General features: G+C 32.7%; 14 protein-coding genes and 1 tRNA gene. 8 read left to right on the plus strand and 7 right to left on the minus strand.

All coding sequences use genetic code 11. From position 1 onward, the window contains the following. Positions 1-254: 254 nt before the first annotated feature. The 3 genes from NNH57_RS18895 to rseP form a co-directional block, all read right to left on the minus strand. Positions 255-328, minus strand: a tRNA-Asn gene (locus NNH57_RS18895). Positions 329-574: 246 nt separating this feature from the next. Beyond that, the gene (locus tag NNH57_RS18900; RefSeq protein ID WP_159099235.1) at positions 575-742 is read right to left on the minus strand and encodes a hypothetical protein; all 168 of its coding nucleotides are present in this window, start codon (positions 740-742) and stop codon (positions 575-577) included. A 232-nt stretch (positions 743-974) separates the two neighbouring features. After that, positions 975-2,291, minus strand: coding sequence for an RIP metalloprotease RseP (gene rseP, locus NNH57_RS18905; protein ID WP_074405590.1), 1,317 nt, complete (start codon positions 2,289-2,291; stop codon positions 975-977). Between the two features lie 156 nt (positions 2,292-2,447). Between rseP and NNH57_RS18910 the strand changes: the two genes are divergently transcribed. Continuing rightward, the gene (locus NNH57_RS18910; RefSeq protein WP_108808050.1) at positions 2,448-3,122 is read left to right on the plus strand and encodes an SCO family protein; all 675 of its coding nucleotides are present in this window, start codon (positions 2,448-2,450) and stop codon (positions 3,120-3,122) included. A 71-nt stretch (positions 3,123-3,193) separates the two neighbouring features. Here NNH57_RS18910 and NNH57_RS18915 read toward each other — a convergent pair whose 3' ends face one another. Next, on the minus strand, positions 3,194-4,897 hold the full coding sequence (locus NNH57_RS18915; RefSeq protein ID WP_074405588.1) for a serine hydrolase: 1,704 nt from the start codon (positions 4,895-4,897) through the stop codon (positions 3,194-3,196). A 108-nt stretch (positions 4,898-5,005) separates the two neighbouring features. Continuing rightward, the gene (locus tag NNH57_RS18920) at positions 5,006-5,671 is read right to left on the minus strand and encodes a hypothetical protein (RefSeq protein WP_074405587.1); all 666 of its coding nucleotides are present in this window, start codon (positions 5,669-5,671) and stop codon (positions 5,006-5,008) included. A 303-nt stretch (positions 5,672-5,974) separates the two neighbouring features. Here NNH57_RS18920 and NNH57_RS18925 point away from each other — a divergent pair, with 303 nt between their 5' ends. The 3 genes from NNH57_RS18925 to NNH57_RS26470 all read left to right on the plus strand — a co-directional run bounded on the left by NNH57_RS18925 (position 5,975) and on the right by NNH57_RS26470 (position 8,506). Continuing rightward, positions 5,975-6,202 carry a FeoA family protein gene (locus NNH57_RS18925; protein WP_034246606.1) on the plus strand — a complete coding sequence of 76 codons (228 nt, stop codon included), beginning with the start codon at positions 5,975-5,977 and terminating at the stop codon, positions 6,200-6,202. Positions 6,203-6,217: 15 nt separating this feature from the next. After that, positions 6,218-8,314: a ferrous iron transport protein B gene (gene feoB, locus NNH57_RS18930; protein ID WP_074405586.1), complete on the plus strand. Its 2,097-nt coding sequence runs from the start codon at positions 6,218-6,220 to the stop codon at positions 8,312-8,314. Between the two features lie 66 nt (positions 8,315-8,380). Then, positions 8,381-8,506 carry a hypothetical protein gene (locus tag NNH57_RS26470; protein ID WP_255412064.1) on the plus strand — a complete coding sequence of 42 codons (126 nt, stop codon included), beginning with the start codon at positions 8,381-8,383 and terminating at the stop codon, positions 8,504-8,506. On the opposite strand, the gene NNH57_RS18935 is transcribed toward NNH57_RS26470, so the two are convergent. Beyond that, positions 8,503-9,429: a DMT family transporter gene (locus NNH57_RS18935; protein WP_108808049.1), complete on the minus strand. Its 927-nt coding sequence runs from the start codon at positions 9,427-9,429 to the stop codon at positions 8,503-8,505. The two genes, NNH57_RS26470 and NNH57_RS18935, sit on opposite strands and share 4 nt — an antisense overlap. Positions 9,430-9,487: 58 nt before the next feature. Then, positions 9,488-9,772 carry a glycosyltransferase gene (locus tag NNH57_RS18940; RefSeq protein ID WP_074405584.1) on the minus strand — a complete coding sequence of 95 codons (285 nt, stop codon included), beginning with the start codon at positions 9,770-9,772 and terminating at the stop codon, positions 9,488-9,490. A gap of 312 nt (positions 9,773-10,084) precedes the next feature. Here NNH57_RS18940 and NNH57_RS18945 point away from each other — a divergent pair, with 312 nt between their 5' ends. The 4 genes from NNH57_RS18945 to NNH57_RS18960 all read left to right on the plus strand — a co-directional run bounded on the left by NNH57_RS18945 (position 10,085) and on the right by NNH57_RS18960 (position 17,471). Next, on the plus strand, positions 10,085-11,233 hold the full coding sequence (locus tag NNH57_RS18945; protein WP_108808048.1) for a lycopene cyclase family protein: 1,149 nt from the start codon (positions 10,085-10,087) through the stop codon (positions 11,231-11,233). 185 nt (positions 11,234-11,418) lie between these two features. Beyond that, positions 11,419-12,045: an imm11 family protein gene (locus tag NNH57_RS18950; RefSeq protein ID WP_132066014.1), complete on the plus strand. Its 627-nt coding sequence runs from the start codon at positions 11,419-11,421 to the stop codon at positions 12,043-12,045. Between the two features lie 77 nt (positions 12,046-12,122). After that, positions 12,123-12,716: an imm11 family protein gene (locus tag NNH57_RS18955; RefSeq protein ID WP_108808046.1), complete on the plus strand. Its 594-nt coding sequence runs from the start codon at positions 12,123-12,125 to the stop codon at positions 12,714-12,716. A gap of 57 nt (positions 12,717-12,773) precedes the next feature. Continuing rightward, a complete protein-coding gene (locus tag NNH57_RS18960) occupies positions 12,774-17,471 on the plus strand; it encodes a tetratricopeptide repeat protein (RefSeq protein ID WP_108808045.1) in 4,698 nt (1,565 codons plus the stop codon). The last annotated feature ends 118 nt before the right edge of the window (positions 17,472-17,589 follow it).

Genomic DNA, 17,589 nt, shown 5'->3' on the forward strand with positions numbered 1-17,589 from the left:
ACTGAAAACAATTTTGAGAACTCAATTAACCAGAAAATAAAATAAGACTTGTGAGGTATTGTAAAATTGAGGAATAAATTTTCTTAAATCAAGAGGGGTTTGCCCCTTTTTAGGAAATACTATATTTTACTTTAAACTATACAAAAATAATTAGGACAAACTCGTTTTACGCTTTGTAAGACAGGGAAAAGTAAGCATAGCGTATTTGTAATTATATAAACGCAAAAAAGTCCAACATTTCTGCTGGACTTTTGCTCCCCCTCTTGGACTCGAACCAAGGACCCTCTGATTAACAGTCAGATGCTCTAACCAACTGAGCTAAGGAGGAATTTATTTTTGCAAATATAGAGCGTTTTTCTCTTTTTGCGAGTGCAAATATATACTATTTTTTATATCTCAAAAAGATTTTTTTGATTTTTTCAGGTTATTTATTCAGTATTTGGTAAATATTATTTCGTTTATTAATGCTTGTTTTACTAAAAACCTCAACTATATGTTTGTAGTTGAGGTTTTTAGCGCAATTTTTGTTAAATAAGAAGCTTACTTCTTATTTTTTAACCCAGATAAGAATCGTTTAAAATAAAATAGGCTCTCCTTCTGGAAATGGTTTAGGAAATTGAGGGAAAAATGGAGGAATACATCCACCCCCAGTTCCATCATCATATACATTTGTAGAATGTGGCTCAGTACCACCATTAATACGTTTAGCTTCTAAACTTGTTAATTCGATTAGGTTTTTCATTTTTTAATTGATTTAATGATACATTATTTTTAAGCTATCTCTTTTGATTGATAACTGATGTAAAACTAATAAGCATTGGTCTCAAATTGTGAGACGTTATCTAAAAAATGAAAGAAACTGTTTACTTAGGGGGTAAAAAAATTAAGTCAATAAACCAGATCCAAATGGTTTATTGACTTAATTTTATCTCTTAATAGAAGGGTTTAAAACCTCTATTTATCTTAAGGTTTCGCTATTTATCAAAAATTGCCCGGTAAATATCATTACCGTTGGCAAATAACAATAGAGCGATAAGAAGAATAAAGCCTGCAAGTTGTGCATACTCCATAAACTTATCGTTGGGTTTTCTACCTGCAATAATTTCGTATAATAAAAACATTACATGACCACCATCTAATGCCGGGATAGGAAGGATATTCATAAATGCCAAAATAATTGAAATAAAGGCTGTGGTTCCCCAAAAAGCTCTCCAGTTCCAGGCATCGGGAAAAAGATTTCCGATCGCACCAAATCCACCTACCTGACTAGCTCCTTTTTTGGTAAATACATATTTAAACTGTGCTATATAATCATGTAAAGTCCAATATCCAAAATCAAAACCTTTGGTAATACTTTCTCCAAAAGAATATTTTTTTTCTTGAACCTTATAGCCATTTTTAACTACAACACCAATTAGCCCATCTTCGTTTGGAGTTATAGAAGTAGAATTGGTCTCATTGTTTCTCACATAATTTATAGCAATAGCAGTGCCTTTACTTTCTTGAATTGTTTTTCTAAACTCATGCCAATATCGTATAGGTTTTCCGTTTACTTCAGTTATTTTATCTCCTTTTTTAAGTCCGGCTTTCTCAGCTATTTCAAGATATGTACTATCTATAATTGGTTTGTTTATAGGAGAAAAAGGTCGTAAAACCCCAGATTCAAACATGGTTGTTCCTATGTTTTCAGGAACTTGGATTGTTTCCTTATTTCCACTTTGATGTAAAACGCTAATGTTTTTAACATCACGCATAAACAAATAGTGATTGATTTGGGTTACATCTTCTAACGTCTTACCATTTATTTCAAGAATTCGATCTCCGTCTTCAAATCCTAACTTTTTAAAAGAATCTTCTACCGCAAAACCGTTTGGCATATCATCAAAACCAACATAATTGGTTCCCCAGGTAAATATAATTGCCATATAGATTAAGAATCCAAGGATAATGTTTACCGTAACACCACCTAGCATGATGATCAATCTTTGCCAGGCTGGTTTAGATCGAAACTCCCATGGTTGTGGCGGGCCAGCCATTTGCTCTTTATCCATACTCTCATCTATCATACCAGCGATTTTAACATATCCTCCTAGAGGTAGCCAACCAATACCATAAACGGTTTCACCTATTTTTTTCTTAAATAGCGAGAATTTTATGTCAAAAAACAAATAGAATTTCTCTACTCTTGTTTTAAATAATTTGGCAGGAATAAAGTGTCCTAATTCGTGTAATACGATCAGAATAGATAAACTTAATAGTAACTGTATTGCTTTTATAAAAAATGGACTCATAGTCATTGTTCAAAATTAAATCACGCAAAAGTAACCTTTTAGAAGAGTATATGAAAAAAAACTACCATACAGTTCGGTAGATTTAGGATTTTTTTAATGAAAACGACCTTTTTATAAGTGATAATCCTCGTAATTTTGTAAGCACAATAAATCAATATGCTTCAGTTTTTTTCTAAATACAAATTTTTCGCAATCGTACTTTTTGTATTATCTGCTATTATTATTTCTATAATATATTCAATTCTTAAACCCAATCGAGTTTTACCTGTGTATGAACCCGATATGGTGAATACAGAATTGGTAGATAGTACAGTGCAGTATATTCGCAAATATCATAAAATTCCAGATTTTAAATTAACCAATCAAAATGGAGAAGAAGTAACCCAGCAAAATTATAAGGATAAGATTTATGTCGCAGATTTTTTCTTTACTACTTGCCAAACAATTTGTCCTATCATGACAGGACATATGAAGGAGGTGCAGGAGCAGTTAATAGATGATGGTGATGTGCTTTTGCTATCACATTCTGTGACTCCAAAAATAGATAGTGTTGCCAGGTTAAAAAAATATGCGCTTGAAAAAGGGGTAGATGATACTAAATGGAATTTGGTTACGGGAGATAAAAAGCAGATCTACGACCTGGCTCGTAAATCATATTTGGCAGCAAAATCTGACGGAGATGGTGGAGCATATGATATGGTACATACAGAGAATTTTGTGTTAGTAGACAAAAAGAAACGAATAAGGGGCTTTTATGATGGAACCAATCCTGAAGAAATTGATCGCTTACTTGATGATATTAAAATCCTGAAAAAAGAAAATAAGAAGTAGCATAACTGATAATCATAAAAAAAACAGCCGATAAATTATTCGGCTGTTTTTAATTAGAAGAGATATATCAACTATTTTTTGATAAATCGTTTGTGTTCCAGGATAGATGTACCGTTTATAAGCTGTATAATATATGTACCTGGTGGCAGATGTTCTACCTTAATCAGATGTTTTGTTTTTTCAGCGTTGTTATCGATCACTTTTTGCCCGTAAATGTTATACACCCTTATGGCCGTTGGGGGTAATTCTAAAGTAGTGATAGTAAGTACATCATTTACCGGGTTTTGGAGTATGGATATGTTTTGTTTTGAAGTTTGACGAGATACAACGTTTTTTGAGGACAATCTACCGATGGTAAGCCCATCGTGGTCAGGACACTCTTTATTCTGGTTTGTTAATCGAACTTCAAACTCTGTGTTTTCGGTTACCTCAAACCCGATACCCAGATTAACTTTCTTCCCTACATAATTCATTTCATCCACAAATACAGGAATGATAGAGCTTTTGGTAAAACGCTCCCCAAAGAAATTATTAGCTACTCCGTTAAAGAAAGAGCTGGAAGCTGGAACAAAAGGATCTTCAGGGACAAAACCGGGATCAAAAACTGAGGCAGTTATAGACATATTATCTATTTGATCAAGAATATCTAATGCTACTGATTCATATGTTCCGGTGGTGTTACTTAAAATTACAATACCATCTTTGTGCTCAAAGGTATTACTGCCTTTAGTGTATTTAGGAACAAAATACATGGTACCTCCCCCTCCTGAGATGCTACCTCTATGACCATATACCGAGCTGAAATCATAATTCGGAAAATTAACTCTTAATCTTTCCACTCCATATCCATATCTTCTGTTTCCTTTATTGGTAAGACTAGAGTGAAAATCAGACATAAGGTCAAAAGTTCCGTTTTGATCAAATACATGGTCTTTCATTATGGCCTGTGCTAGTAAGGCAAGATCAATAACAGATGCCTTAAATGCTCCACTGGGCAAATGATGTAGGTATTGGCCATTGGGTGTTGTTAATCCTTGTAAAAAACCATTCACAGAACGGTATTTGTGTGTGTAAAAAGGCTCATCCCATTTAAGTTCAGGGCCTAAAAATGGTAAATGTAAAGGAGCTGATATTTTTTCATATACCAATTGAGAAAAAGGAGCTTCGCCCGCTCGTTCCAATACAGCACCTAATAGATTATATCCGTAATTGCTATAAAAACCATCAAACTCATTGTCAGACGGGTAAGATCCGGGATCAATCAGGGCTTGGTTTTTGAATAGATTTATGGCTGCTATGGGGTTAAAAAAATCATTGTTGTTAAAGTAAGTGCTGTTAGTCGAAGAATTGTCAGGAATACCACTTAGATGAGCCAATAAATGTTTGATTTTTATCTGTTTTTCGGGATATTCAGGAACATACTTGGTGATTTTGTCTTCGATATTTAGTTTTCCTTCTTCAACAAGCTTAAAAGCCACGGTAGCGGTTATAAACTTTGAAATGGAACCAATCCTATAGTTGGTACAGGCTGTGGCTAGTACAGATCTCCCGTTGATAAGGTCATGACCATATCCTTTGAGGTACACAATTTTACCCTTTTTTATAATGGCTACGGATGCGGTTTTGATCTTGTTTTGATGCAAAAGCTGAGTGAAACGTCCATCCACCCATGTTTCATCAGCATCAGAAAGTATGCTGAATTTTGTCTGTTGTGCCTGTAAGCCATATAAACAAAGTGACAGGACAATAATAACTATTATTTTTGAACTACTCATAAGTTTCTTTTTTTTAAAATTATAATAACATTATATAGAGAAAAAGAAGGGATTCTATATGAATCATAAGATGATTGCCTCTCCTTTTCTGATAGGTATATTTGGCTATTATGATTTTTGTAAAGCTGCTTGTTTCAAGGCATTAATTTCTTTTTGCTGTTGAATAACATATAAAGTAAGTTCTTCTATTTTTTGTAATAGTTTTTGGTTCATTTGTTGTAACTCAATTCCATCTTTCAATACTTCTTTTTCTGAAGGTATATCAGGAAGATGTCCGTTTTTTGTAATGAACTTTTCTACCTCTTCAAGTGATCTAAGTTGGTAGTTTTCGTCAAAAACAAAATCTGCCCATCCTGAAACACTACATAGAACTCCTTTGGATTTTATACGTCCGTTTACGGCTAGTAAGAATCCACTAGGAGGATTAGTTGTTCCAATACCAACACGATTTCCAGATCTGGAAATAGTCATTGCTGGTGTATCTTGATTACTGAATTTGGTTCCAATAAATAATTTATTAGAACTACCATTCCAAAGAAAATAAGCTCCTCCATTGAAAGTCCCGGAAGCATTTTCTAATAGTTCTAACTTGGCTGCCTGAGATGAGTTGTTTCCTGACCCGTCTCGGATTTGTATAATTGGATTATTAAGATTATTGCTGGGAAATATTCTGGAACCACTTTTGATCCATTGTGCCTGCAGACTGCTAAAGGTGGAAAGAAAAGAAATAGTGATTAGGCATAAGATTTTTGTTGAAATAAGCTTTGATTTCATAAGATGTAATATTTTGAAGGTTAAATGTTATGCCACAAAGGTATTTCTGAGGATGGCATTATATAAGGACAATTGATTGATGATGCTTATGAATTAATCATGGTAGGTTTTGAATTGATAATAGAAGTTTTTGATCTATATAAAAAGTATAATAATAATTTATCCGTTAGATGAGTAGAGGTCAGCACCGATGATGATTTATTTTGTGCTAGAGAGGTTTAAGGATATTTTAAGGGTAATACAGTTTTTTGTTTGGTGTTTTTCTATTACTTTTGTTTAGTTTAAAATTAATCTAAATAAACTTTGAAGACTACAATTGCTACACTTAAGAGAGGTCAGCGTGCTTTGATTAAGGAGATTACTTCAGATATTATTCCTCTAAAATTATTAGAAATGGGATGTTTACCAGGAAATGAGGTCGAATTACTTCAGACAGCTCCTTTTCAATGTCCAATGTATCTTAATATAAATGGTAGCCATCTTGCCATCCGTAAAGAAATTGCAGCCCAAATTGAAGTTCAAATTATTTAAATAGCAATTCTTTTTATGGCTAAGCAAATTAAAGTTTCACTTATAGGAAACCCAAATACCGGAAAAACATCAGTTTTTAATTTGCTTACTGGCCTTAATCAACAGGTTGGTAATTATCCAGGTATTACTGTCGAGAAAAAAGAAGGAGTATGTAAATTATCTCGTGGAGTTAAGGCTCACATTATGGATTTACCTGGCACTTATAGCCTTAATGCTTCTTCATTAGATGAAAATGTAGTGATCGAATTACTACTTAATAAAAAAGGGAAAGATTATCCCGATGTAGCAGTCGTAGTAAGCGATGTAGAAAACCTTAAACGGAACTTACTTCTTTTTACACAAATTAAAGATCTGGATATTCCTACTATTTTGGTCATTAACATGGCAGATCGTATGCGTAGAAAGGGGATTTCATTAGATATTCCTCTATTAGAAAAAGAGCTAAATACCAAGATAGCTTTGATTAGCGCTCGTAAAGGAGAAGGGATTGATGAACTTAAAAAAATAATAGAATCATATACGTCATTATCAAAAACACCCTGTTTTGATGCCTTGTCTTTTGCACCAGATTATTTTGGCAGATTACAAAAAGCATTTCCTGATCAATCTTTATATAAACTTTGGCTGGTAATAACCCAAGATGTTAATTTTAGGAAATTTGATAAGCAGGACATATCTATTTCCCCTGATTTTAAAATTAAATCGGAGAGTGAACTAAAAAGGTTACAACAAAAAGAGACTATTAAGCGATATCAATTTATTAATAATGTGCTTAAGAAAGGTCTTACTGTAGATGAAAAAGCAGCTACAGGAATGCGAGCAAAGCTGGATAGAGTACTTACTCATAAATTTTGGGGATATGTTATTTTTTTAGCAATACTCTTATTGATATTTCAGGCAATTTATGATTGGTCATCTTACCCAATGGATTTAATTGATGAAGCTTTTGCCTGGTTAAGTGAAGTAACAAAAGCATCACTACCATCCGGACCTTTTGTCGACTTGATTACAGAAGGTATTATTCCTGGGTTAGGAGGGATTGTTATTTTTATTCCTCAAATCGCATTTTTATTTCTCTTTATTTCCATATTAGAAGAAAGTGGCTATATGAGTCGCGTAGTTTTTCTTATGGATAGAGTGATGCGTAGGTTTGGATTAAGTGGTAAAAGTGTAGTTCCTTTAGTTTCTGGTACGGCCTGTGCTATTCCGGCAGTAATGGCTACAAGAAATATCGAAAACTGGAAAGAAAGATTAATCACGATTCTTGTTGTTCCTTTTACTACATGTGCAGCAAGACTACCAGTATATCTTATTATTATCTCATTGGTTATTCCAGATAAAAAAATAGGCTGGATATTTGGTTACCAGAGCCTTACCTTAATGTTGTTGTACTTTCTGGGCTTTGGCACTGCAGTAGGATCGGCATGGTTACTTAACAAGATATTAAAAATCAAAAGTAAATCTTATTTTGTAATCGAAATGCCGGGATATAAAATCCCGCTCTTTAAAAATGTAGCAATAAATGTAATCGAAAAAACAAAAGCCTTTGTTTTTGGAGCTGGAAAAATCATTTTAGCAATCTCTATTATCTTATGGGTTTTAGCAAGTTTTGGGCCTAATGAAAATTTTAGCAATGCCGAAGAAATTATAACAGAACTTCATCCTAATCTTTTGCAAGAAGAATTAGATAATAAAATAGCATCTTATAAACTAGAATATTCTTTTATCGGATATGCAGGTAAAGCAATAGAACCTGTAGTGGCTCCTTTGGGTTATGACTGGAAAATAGGAATAGGAATTATTAGTTCTTTTGCTGCCAGAGAAGTTTTTGTAGGAACGTTAGCAACGATATATAGTGTGGGGAGCGATGAAGAAGAAACGATAAAAAATAGAATGGCTGCAGAGGTTAACCAGGTAACAGGAGGCCCATTGTTTAATTTAGCTAGTGGTATCTCATTACTATTGTTTTATGCCTTTGCCATGCAATGTATGAGTACCTTGGCTATAGTAAAACGAGAAACTAATAGCTGGAAATGGCCGATGGTTCAGCTTGTTTTTATGAGTATCTTTGCTTACAGTGTAGCCTTAATTGTATATCAAATTTTAAAATAAAAACATTAGTTTTAGTATCTTTATACGACTTTATATACTATGAGTATCCTTATCCAAAATATAATCGTGCTTTTAATTTTTGCTGGAGCAATAGGATTTTTGATTAAAAAATTCTTTTGGAAACCTTCGGTATCTTCTGCAAAGAAAAAATCATCAAAATCTTGCGGTAGTACAGGTTGCGGATGTCATTAGGAATTTGATTTTTTAAACCACTTTAGTGGGGCACTACTAATAAGATACACTCCACAAAAAATCAAAATACAACATAATAATTTTGGTGTAGTGATATCGCCCTTGTATTGACTATTTATAACAAAATATGAGATAACACCCACAAGAATCATCGCAACTGCAGGTTGTACATAAATATAACTACTAGAAACGGTAGGTTTTACAAATTGTAAAGCAAACATATTAAGCAAGTAAGCCAAAAAAGTTGGACCTACCACAACATAAAATAAAGAAACCCAATTTGAAGCAACAAACGCGCTAAAATCGGTATGAATTAGTTTTTCGATGCAAAACGGAAACATAAATATAAAACCAAATAAAAATGTCCAAACAATTACAGTAACAGGTTTATACTTAGACATTAGTGGTTTTACAATTACCAAATAGAATGCAAATGCCAAAGCATTAATACACACAAAAATATTTCCTTGTAAGGAGCCAGTTCCTAACCCAGAATTTCCTAAATAAATTAATAAAACGGCACCAGCACCTCCTATCGATATCCCAAGAATACGCTGTAATGTTAGCGGCTCTTTAAGTAAGAAATAACTAATAATTACTGTAAAAATAGGCATTGCGGTAATAATGATTGCAGCGTCAACTGGAGAAGTAAGACTTAATCCATTCATAGAGAAGAACTGATTGGTAGCGACTCCCAAAAAACCACATAATGCTAAGCGAGGAATATCTTTTCTTTCTACTTGTTCTTTAATAAAGAGTTTAAGAATTAAGAATAATAGACCCGCACCACTGATTCGAAGAAATACCAATGCAGAAGCTTCAATTTTATCAGGCATCAACCCTTTTGCGACAAGATAATTTGCTCCATATACAATATTAACGCTCAATAGAGCCAAATGAGCTTTTACCTTGTTAGAAATCATTTGGCAAAGAAAAGGAAAGTTAACCAAACTCTATTTTAAAAAGTTTAAAAAACTGTTATCAAAGGAGTATTTCTATACATTTAATGTCTTCTCTACTATTTAAGTATTTGGCACCAGTTCGTACTGCAGCAGCTTTACCAGAATTCTTTTTAACATCAATAACACTAGTTTGAAGAGGATTATAGGATTGAATATCTTTTAATATATCTATAGTATTGTCATCACTTCCATCATTTATAAAGCATAAATGGATATTGTTCTTTTTCTGTATAAAATTAAGAAAAGCAGTTACATCTAATCTCTTTTCTTCATTGTGGCAAGGAATAATAATTCCGGTTTTCATAATAGGTGTTTTTTGGGTTTATACCCTAAAAGTAATTATGATTTGTGTTATAGAAGGCACTATGTTGATGAGAAGAAAATTACTATCGATCAATGGTTTTTATCTATCGATATGTAGTTACTCTAAGGGAGTATCCAGAAACGATCACTATAACTCAATTATTTTTGCAGAGGAATAAAGGGAGTCACAAATAGAATGGTTTTTTTCATGATTAAAGATGATTGATAAGAAAGGTATAAAAGAAATAAATCTAAATACTTTATGATATAGGCATATTGCTGAATTTTCATTTTATATTTGACTATCAAATATATGCAAAAGTACGATTACATAATTTCTGGTTTAGGAGCCTCGGGTTTGATGCTGGCTTATCATATGGTTTTAGACCCTTTTTTTGATGAAAAGCAAATTTTGCTAATTGATAAAGAGCTAAAAAATCAGAATGATCGTACCTGGTGCTTTTGGGAAAAAGGTATAGGTATTTGGGATGAAGTTGTAAGTAAAAAATGGGATACTATCTATTTTGGAAGTACTCATTTTTCAAAACAAATAAAGATCTTGCCTTATCAGTATAAGCTTGTGAGAAGTAAAGATTTTTATGATTTCATTTTTGGAATTTTAAAAGAAAAATCTAACATCACCATCTTGCAAGAGAAAATCATTTCTTTAACCGATGAAGGAAGCATAGTTAGAGTTGAAACCAACACCCGAATGCATCTTGCAGATAAAGTTTTTAATAGTGTCGTGTTATCCAGAGCGTATAAAAATCAAAGTCTATACCCCGTTTTAAATCAGCATTTTGTAGGATGGTTTGTGAAAACCCAAAAGCCTTTATTTGATAAGAAAACAGCTACTTTTATGGATTTTACGGTAGCTCAGAAAAACAATACCCGATTTATGTATGTGTTGCCTATTTCTGAAACCGAAGCATTGTTTGAATACACATTATTTTCTAAGGATCTTTTAGAAGAGAAAGAATATGAAGATGAAATAGCAAGATACCTAAGAGAAAAAGGAGTTAAAGAATATAAGATTATCGAAAAAGAAAAAGGATGTATCCCAATGACATGCTATGAATTTAGAAAGCATAATTCTAAAAACATATTGCATATTGGTACAGCCGGAGGGTGGACAAAACCTAGTACAGGATATACATTTAATATGTCTTTAAAAAAAATAAACACACTTACCTTTTACCTTAAAAGTAATACAGATCTTTCAAAATTTAGTAAAAGAACGAAGTTCTGGTACTATGATTTACTATTTCTGGATGTATTATATACGGAAAACAGAATAGGTTCTAGTTTGTTTTCCAGATTATTTCAAAAAAATAAGAGTACAAAGATTCTAAAATTTTTAGACGAAGAAACTACACTATTAGAAGACATTAAAATTACTACAAGTCTACCAGCTGTAAATTTTCTAAAAGCGCTGTGCAGGCGAGTTTTTACGCTAAATTAATATCATTTGGTTTTTTGAAAACAAGTACATAGATAAAATCATATTTTAGGTTTGTAAACCCCTGAAAACAGTGAAGTATATTTTTACTGTAAAAACTATTTTTGGAAGGTTAATTAATTATAAGTATTGATATGGTAAATGAATTACCATAATTTATATGATACTTTATGCAAATAAAGATGAGGATGTACTATTGTTTATGTAACCCGGGAGCGATGACCACTTATGTCGAATCCATAAATGAAACACAGGATAGTTTGATTAGGGGTCGTAAGATTGATGAAGATTATGAAGATTTACCGTATGTGTATACATATGATGAGCCAGATGATCACCCTCTTCTTAATATTATGGGAAATGATACTATAGAAAAAATAGGGTTGAGTGGTTTATTAGAAGAATGTGGAGAGGATCATCTTTGGGAATTTTTTGAAACAGAGTGTATCATGAGCAAGAAAATGTATACTGTTCTTCGGGATTGTGGTGTAGATAATATTCAGGTATTACCACTTCAATTTATCAATAAAAACACAAATGAGGTACGAAAAGACTATATTGTTTTTAATATTCTAGGATTAGTTTCTTGTACAAGAAAAAGTGAATCAGATACATTACCATCAGGAGAAGATTTTTATGAATTTGCGGGCTCATTAATTGATCCCAAAAAGACAAATGGAGCCTTGATTTTTCGTAAAGAGATCTCGCAAGGAGGAGGAATTTTTATTCATGAAAAAGTAGCCGATGCATTAAAAGAACATAATATAAAAGGGATTAATGTAATCCCAACAAGAAAATGGCAAAGAGAACCTTAAACAAAAAGAATTATCTATCTAAAATCTAAGAGGGTTTATGTGCTAGATAATAAGATAGTATTCGGTAAAGATAAAGCATGGCATATTATAGAATTATTTCGCCCGATGGTGGCATGAATATTATGATGAAACGTGATTCACATCGAGAAATATATCATACCAGTGGTGTTTCTATTCATGAAAAGAAAATAGAACTCCCTTTTAAAATTAAAATGTTTGCAGGAGAAGAATCGGGTTATGATCAATATGACCCTGATTTTGAAGGAGAATATATACAACCTTCTATAGAAGAAAGACTAGTAGATTATTATAGTGAATCTTCCTTAATGACTTCGGCATTAATTAATGCGTTGAGAGATGCAGGAGTTGATAATTTACAAATCTTTCCTATAGAAATAGAAGATGCATTTACAGGAGAAGTGCTAAACTTTAAATATGCTCTTGTAAATATAATAGGACTTGTTTCTTGTGCCGATCTAGAATCATCAGAACATTTACCTTTTGGTAGTGGGTATTACTTTCATAAAATAAAAATTGATGAAGAAAAGGTAAAAGGGTTATCTATGTTCAGACTTGCCGAATCACATCTTGAAATCATAGTTAATGAGAAAGTAGCCAAAGTAATTAATAGTGGAAAATTTACCGGTATTACAGCAGAACCCTGTAATTAGATAACTATTTGTAATCGGTAAAATAATACGCAATCATTAAAAAATAATTCAGCAATCATGACAACACTCAATATAACAAAACATATAGCTACAGAGCTCAAAACAATAATTGATAACGCTATTGAACAAGAGCAGATTAATGCTAAGGAAATTAGAATGATCATTATTCATCCTAACTCATCTTTTGATGCGTTAGAAATTTATCATTCAAAAGAGTGGGAAACCTTTTTCTCATTAACGACCAATGATAGTCCTATTGGGTCAATTGATATCAGCATGTGGTTGGATTTGGCAGATGAGGGACTTGGTAAGAATCTAGACAAATATAGTGCACCGGCAAGTAAGTATATCCAAAAATACAGTGATGTAAAACAGAAACTTACGTTTGATCACATTTCAGATCCTGCGTATAAAAGTTATTTGATTTGCTTACGACAAGCACTATTCTCTCAAACAATTAAAGCTGCCAGGACTGTAGCTACTCAATACTTTGCAGATAAGTTTAAACATGTAGTAGGAATTGTACTCAACAATATGATGCATGATTATGAAGAGTATAATTATGTTGCTGCTTTTACACATGCAAACGGCGCAGGGCCTTTTCATAATGTCAAGTTAAGCCTTCCAGATATAAAGTTAACCTATCCATATTTAAAATTCAATGAAAATGGGTGTACACTTTTTTATCCCAAGGGGAATAAAATAGATGATAGTCTGAAAAAAGAGAGCAATGTGTACACCATTGACATGGAGCATGTTAAATACATTTATTCGACACCTAAGGATAATCCAGATGAAATTGTCTTTCGAATGGATGATGAGTTTGAAGATTGGGAATTGAGTGCAGGGCATACCAAGGAAGATAGGGGAGATTTACCTTACGAGTTATTGTTTAGTGAATTTAAAAAACTTATTGAGCAATTTCCCGAGAAAATAATAGACAAAGACTTCGTTCCTAATCCACTCGAAAAAAAACCTGAAGTCGAAAATTGGATTAAGGTATTCATAGAAAATAATCAGAAGCTGTCTTCTAAGCAAAAACGACACTTATTTGCTTATGGTACAGAGGCTGTAGAGTTTTTGCTAAAACAGCTCCCTCCCGATCATAACGAGTACAGCAAACTTAAATTAGGATTGGCGTCGACCTATTTTGAAAAAGCGGATTTCAAGAAAGTAATTACGATTTTATCACAGGTCAAAAACCTCTCAAAATATCATATGCACTATATTCTTGAATCGTGCTATTTCCTTGATGATAAAAGAGAATTTGATTTTTACTATAATACTATCGAAGATGATTCAGGTCGAAAAGAAGTAGAATTATCCAACTGGTTGTATGATATTAAAACACATGATGGAAATCCAGGTAAATTAGAGGTTATCGAAAAAGATTGTTTGAATCTGTTCGAAGAAAGGAAAAATAAAACCTCTAAGTACAATCCGGCGTTTGCTTTAACAAAACTGTATTTACAAAAAGGACATGAAGATAAGGCGATTCATTTTTTCAGAGAAATCAATCTGGACTATGGTAATTTATTAACGCTTGTAAATTTTGAATTTGAAGGCAGTACCAGTATTAAAAATGAAGTAGCTCGTTGGGATAAAAAGGAGGAAGAAAAAAAGCAATTTAAAACCGAATTGAAAACTAAGGAATTTCGTAGTCCGGATAGTGAAATTCGTACCGCTCAACTAAATGAATTTGATGAACACTACATTAAAACGAATGAAATAAGTATTGATGAAATCTACTGGATTCAACCCCTATCCGAATCTGTTTTTATCGTATACACCGATCTGGAAATTTTTATTGCAGAGTTAACCAAAACCTATGAGTGGAATAAATTAGATTCATATACTTTTGATGAATCTGCAGAGATTAAGGACGTGTTTGTAGAAAACAATACACTTTATGTTCCTATTGAAGAAGAAGGTATTTTATGTTTTGATATTAGTGATCATAAATTTGAATTGACTCAAACTATTAAAAATCAAAATAGTAATTCTCGCTATTCTTGTGCGGCTGTTGATCAAGGCATGCTTTATGCCGTAAATCAGCAACATCTCGAAATTTATGACCTGAAACAAACACCGGCTAAGTTGCTGTTGTCAGAATATTATGTTGGTAGTCAGGCTGGAGCAACGGCAAAGGATGGTTTGTTGTTTTTAGACTGGGGTTCACTTCTGATATTGGATGTTAGCAAGCCGAGCCAACCAAAAATTGCTTCCGAAATAGTGAGTTTTAAGACAGGTGAAAACCACTACTTCAAGATCATTGATCAACATTTGGTAGGTGGAGATGTTATCAATATAAAAGACCCCAAAGACCCTGTTTTTGTTCATGTAAATCAAGATGATTCTTCTAGTAAAGATGCGATTGCTCCGGTTTATGATTTTACAGATAAGATTCCGGATAATGTAATTGTTGGAGATGGAAATGTTCTACTGAAACAGTTGGTAAATGTTGATGGTAAATTGGTTTCTGCAAAATGGATGGATTGCTTATCAGAAACAAAAGAATATCCAGAAATGGTTTATTCTAATATATGTAATGTTTTTATAGGTAATACATTAATGTCATTTAGCCAAAATGAGATCTATGTATTTGAAAAACAAAAGAAAATAGTACAGAAAAAAGAAACCTATTCTATTCAAGACGAATTGGCAGAAATGATGCTTAATACTGTAGCATATTACTGTGAGAAAAAAGCAGAAATAAATATAGGAAAATTAATTGTGGGCTGGAATCCATATTCCTATGCTGTCCAATTTGAAATTCATCCTTGTAGCAGTTTTGCAGTAAACGAAAACCCTTATGGGGTCGATACGGTTACAACTACCTCATTTTCGGTATCCGGTTTTTTGTCTGAGACTCAAAACATTACTTATGATCCAAAATTACATGACATCACTTACGATCTGCAAGCCATCATTAATTCTATTGTAGAAAAAGAGAATTTTAAAAAGAAAGCCTCCAAAACAGTGATGATTTCTATTGACAATGCAACTTCATTTTTATCATTTCCTAATAATCCCTGGACACCAGTTAGATCTGTTGTAAAAGACAAGCAAAAGAAAAAGGAATCAAAGAAAAATCAAGAGACAGAAACAAATGTCGCCGAGATTCTTTCGGTTTATAATATTGACTTATTTAGGAAGCTAGCAGCAAAAATTGCAGAACCGGCCATTCAAGAGCAGTTTATTGAAATTTTTAATGATGATATTACACAAGGGAAAGATGTAGAAAAAAGAAAGCAAATTAAAGATTATGCACTTTGGATATTTAGCGCAAAGGCAGACAAAGGTTTGGTGAAAAAAGTTCTTTTGAATGGTGTTAAATATGGCAAGCCGACTCTTGAAGATTTAGAAGGTTCGGTTATTATAAATGATCTCGAATATTTAAGCATTTTTGCTGATAATGATTATAAGATTTTTGAAGATTTTGAGAATGATAAAGAAGTAAGATCTGTCCTTGAAACTGCCTTATTAAATGATATTGAATCCAAATTAGCAACAAAAATTGCAATTCGATTAAAAAAATATGATCATCCAAGTATTCATGCTCATATTGATTATTTGTTAACAACCGAATTAAATTTTAATCATTACATGTATCTTGGTGGAACCAACAGTGATGATATAAATTTATCTGCATTGCCCCCTTCTTGCTTTCTCCCTTTCAAAGAAAAACTTACTAAAGCCTATGCCACTTATAATGAAAGTGATGAGGTAGAATATCAATTAAGGGAAAGTATCATTAGCATTGTTGCCATATTGGCAAAACTAGGACAGGATGAGTTTTCTGAAAAAATTTATGATGAGGCAGAGCGCTATAAGTACACTTATGAACAAAACGGAGATTTCAAAAAAGAGGATAAAGAGGACTCTCACTTGTTGAGAGAGGAGTTCTTAGCTACACTTCTTCGTAGGTTAACTATACAGAAGATCTTGAAAAATCTGGATAATAAAAAAGGAACCGTATGGCCCGAAAATGAAAAACCTGAATTATATAGAAATTCTTGGTATCATTTTTTTGTAATACTATTCCAGGAAGATAAAAATCTGTTTGTTGATAAGTTGATCTCACGTTTACGTGAGACCGTTATACAAGCTAACGAATCGTATGATGCAGATCGAAAAATGGCCGTTTATCTCATTCATTATGCTATGTTTCAACTTATGGAAGATCACCCTGAAATCGCTTCTGCCATTTTACCATTGATTGATGTTATTGAAAAACATCCGGATCTTTTTGATGATAAGGATATTTCCTTTCTGAAGAGAAATGGCAAACAAGCTATATTACAAGAAGCTTGGAATGCATTACAGAATAAGGATTTTGAAGCTGCGAAAACCAAAGGAGATCTTGTGTTGTCTATTGATCCTAATTATGGTCAGGCACATTATTTTAAAGCTCGCTTATTATGGTTAACAGAAGGGATCGATATCTATTTAGAACAGCGCAAAGATTTTGAAGAAAAAGCAGTGCATGATAAGGTAGCAATTGCAAGTTTATACAATTTGAGCGGCTGTGCGCTCGATGAAAAAAATAAACTTGAAGAGTCCCTGACTTATTTTAAAAAAGCAGCACTTGCTAATCCTTCTGATGCCATGTACTATGCAAATATTGGTGAAATGTATTATAAAATGAAGCAGCCAGAAGAAGCACTAAACTATGTACAAAAAGCTAAAGAAAAAGGTAATTCGGCAGCAATATTAGATGAAATACTAAAAAATAAAGGAGTTATGCCAGCATGACTAATAAAACCTTAGGAACGTATATAAGATCCGAAGAAAAATGTACTATAGTCGATACATTTATAGAACAGATGATGACCCAAAAAAGTATCGCACTACATTAACTATTAACAATAAA

This window comes from Aquimarina spinulae, from assembly GCF_943373825.1.
GTDB lineage: Bacteria > Bacteroidota > Bacteroidia > Flavobacteriales > Flavobacteriaceae > Aquimarina > Aquimarina spinulae.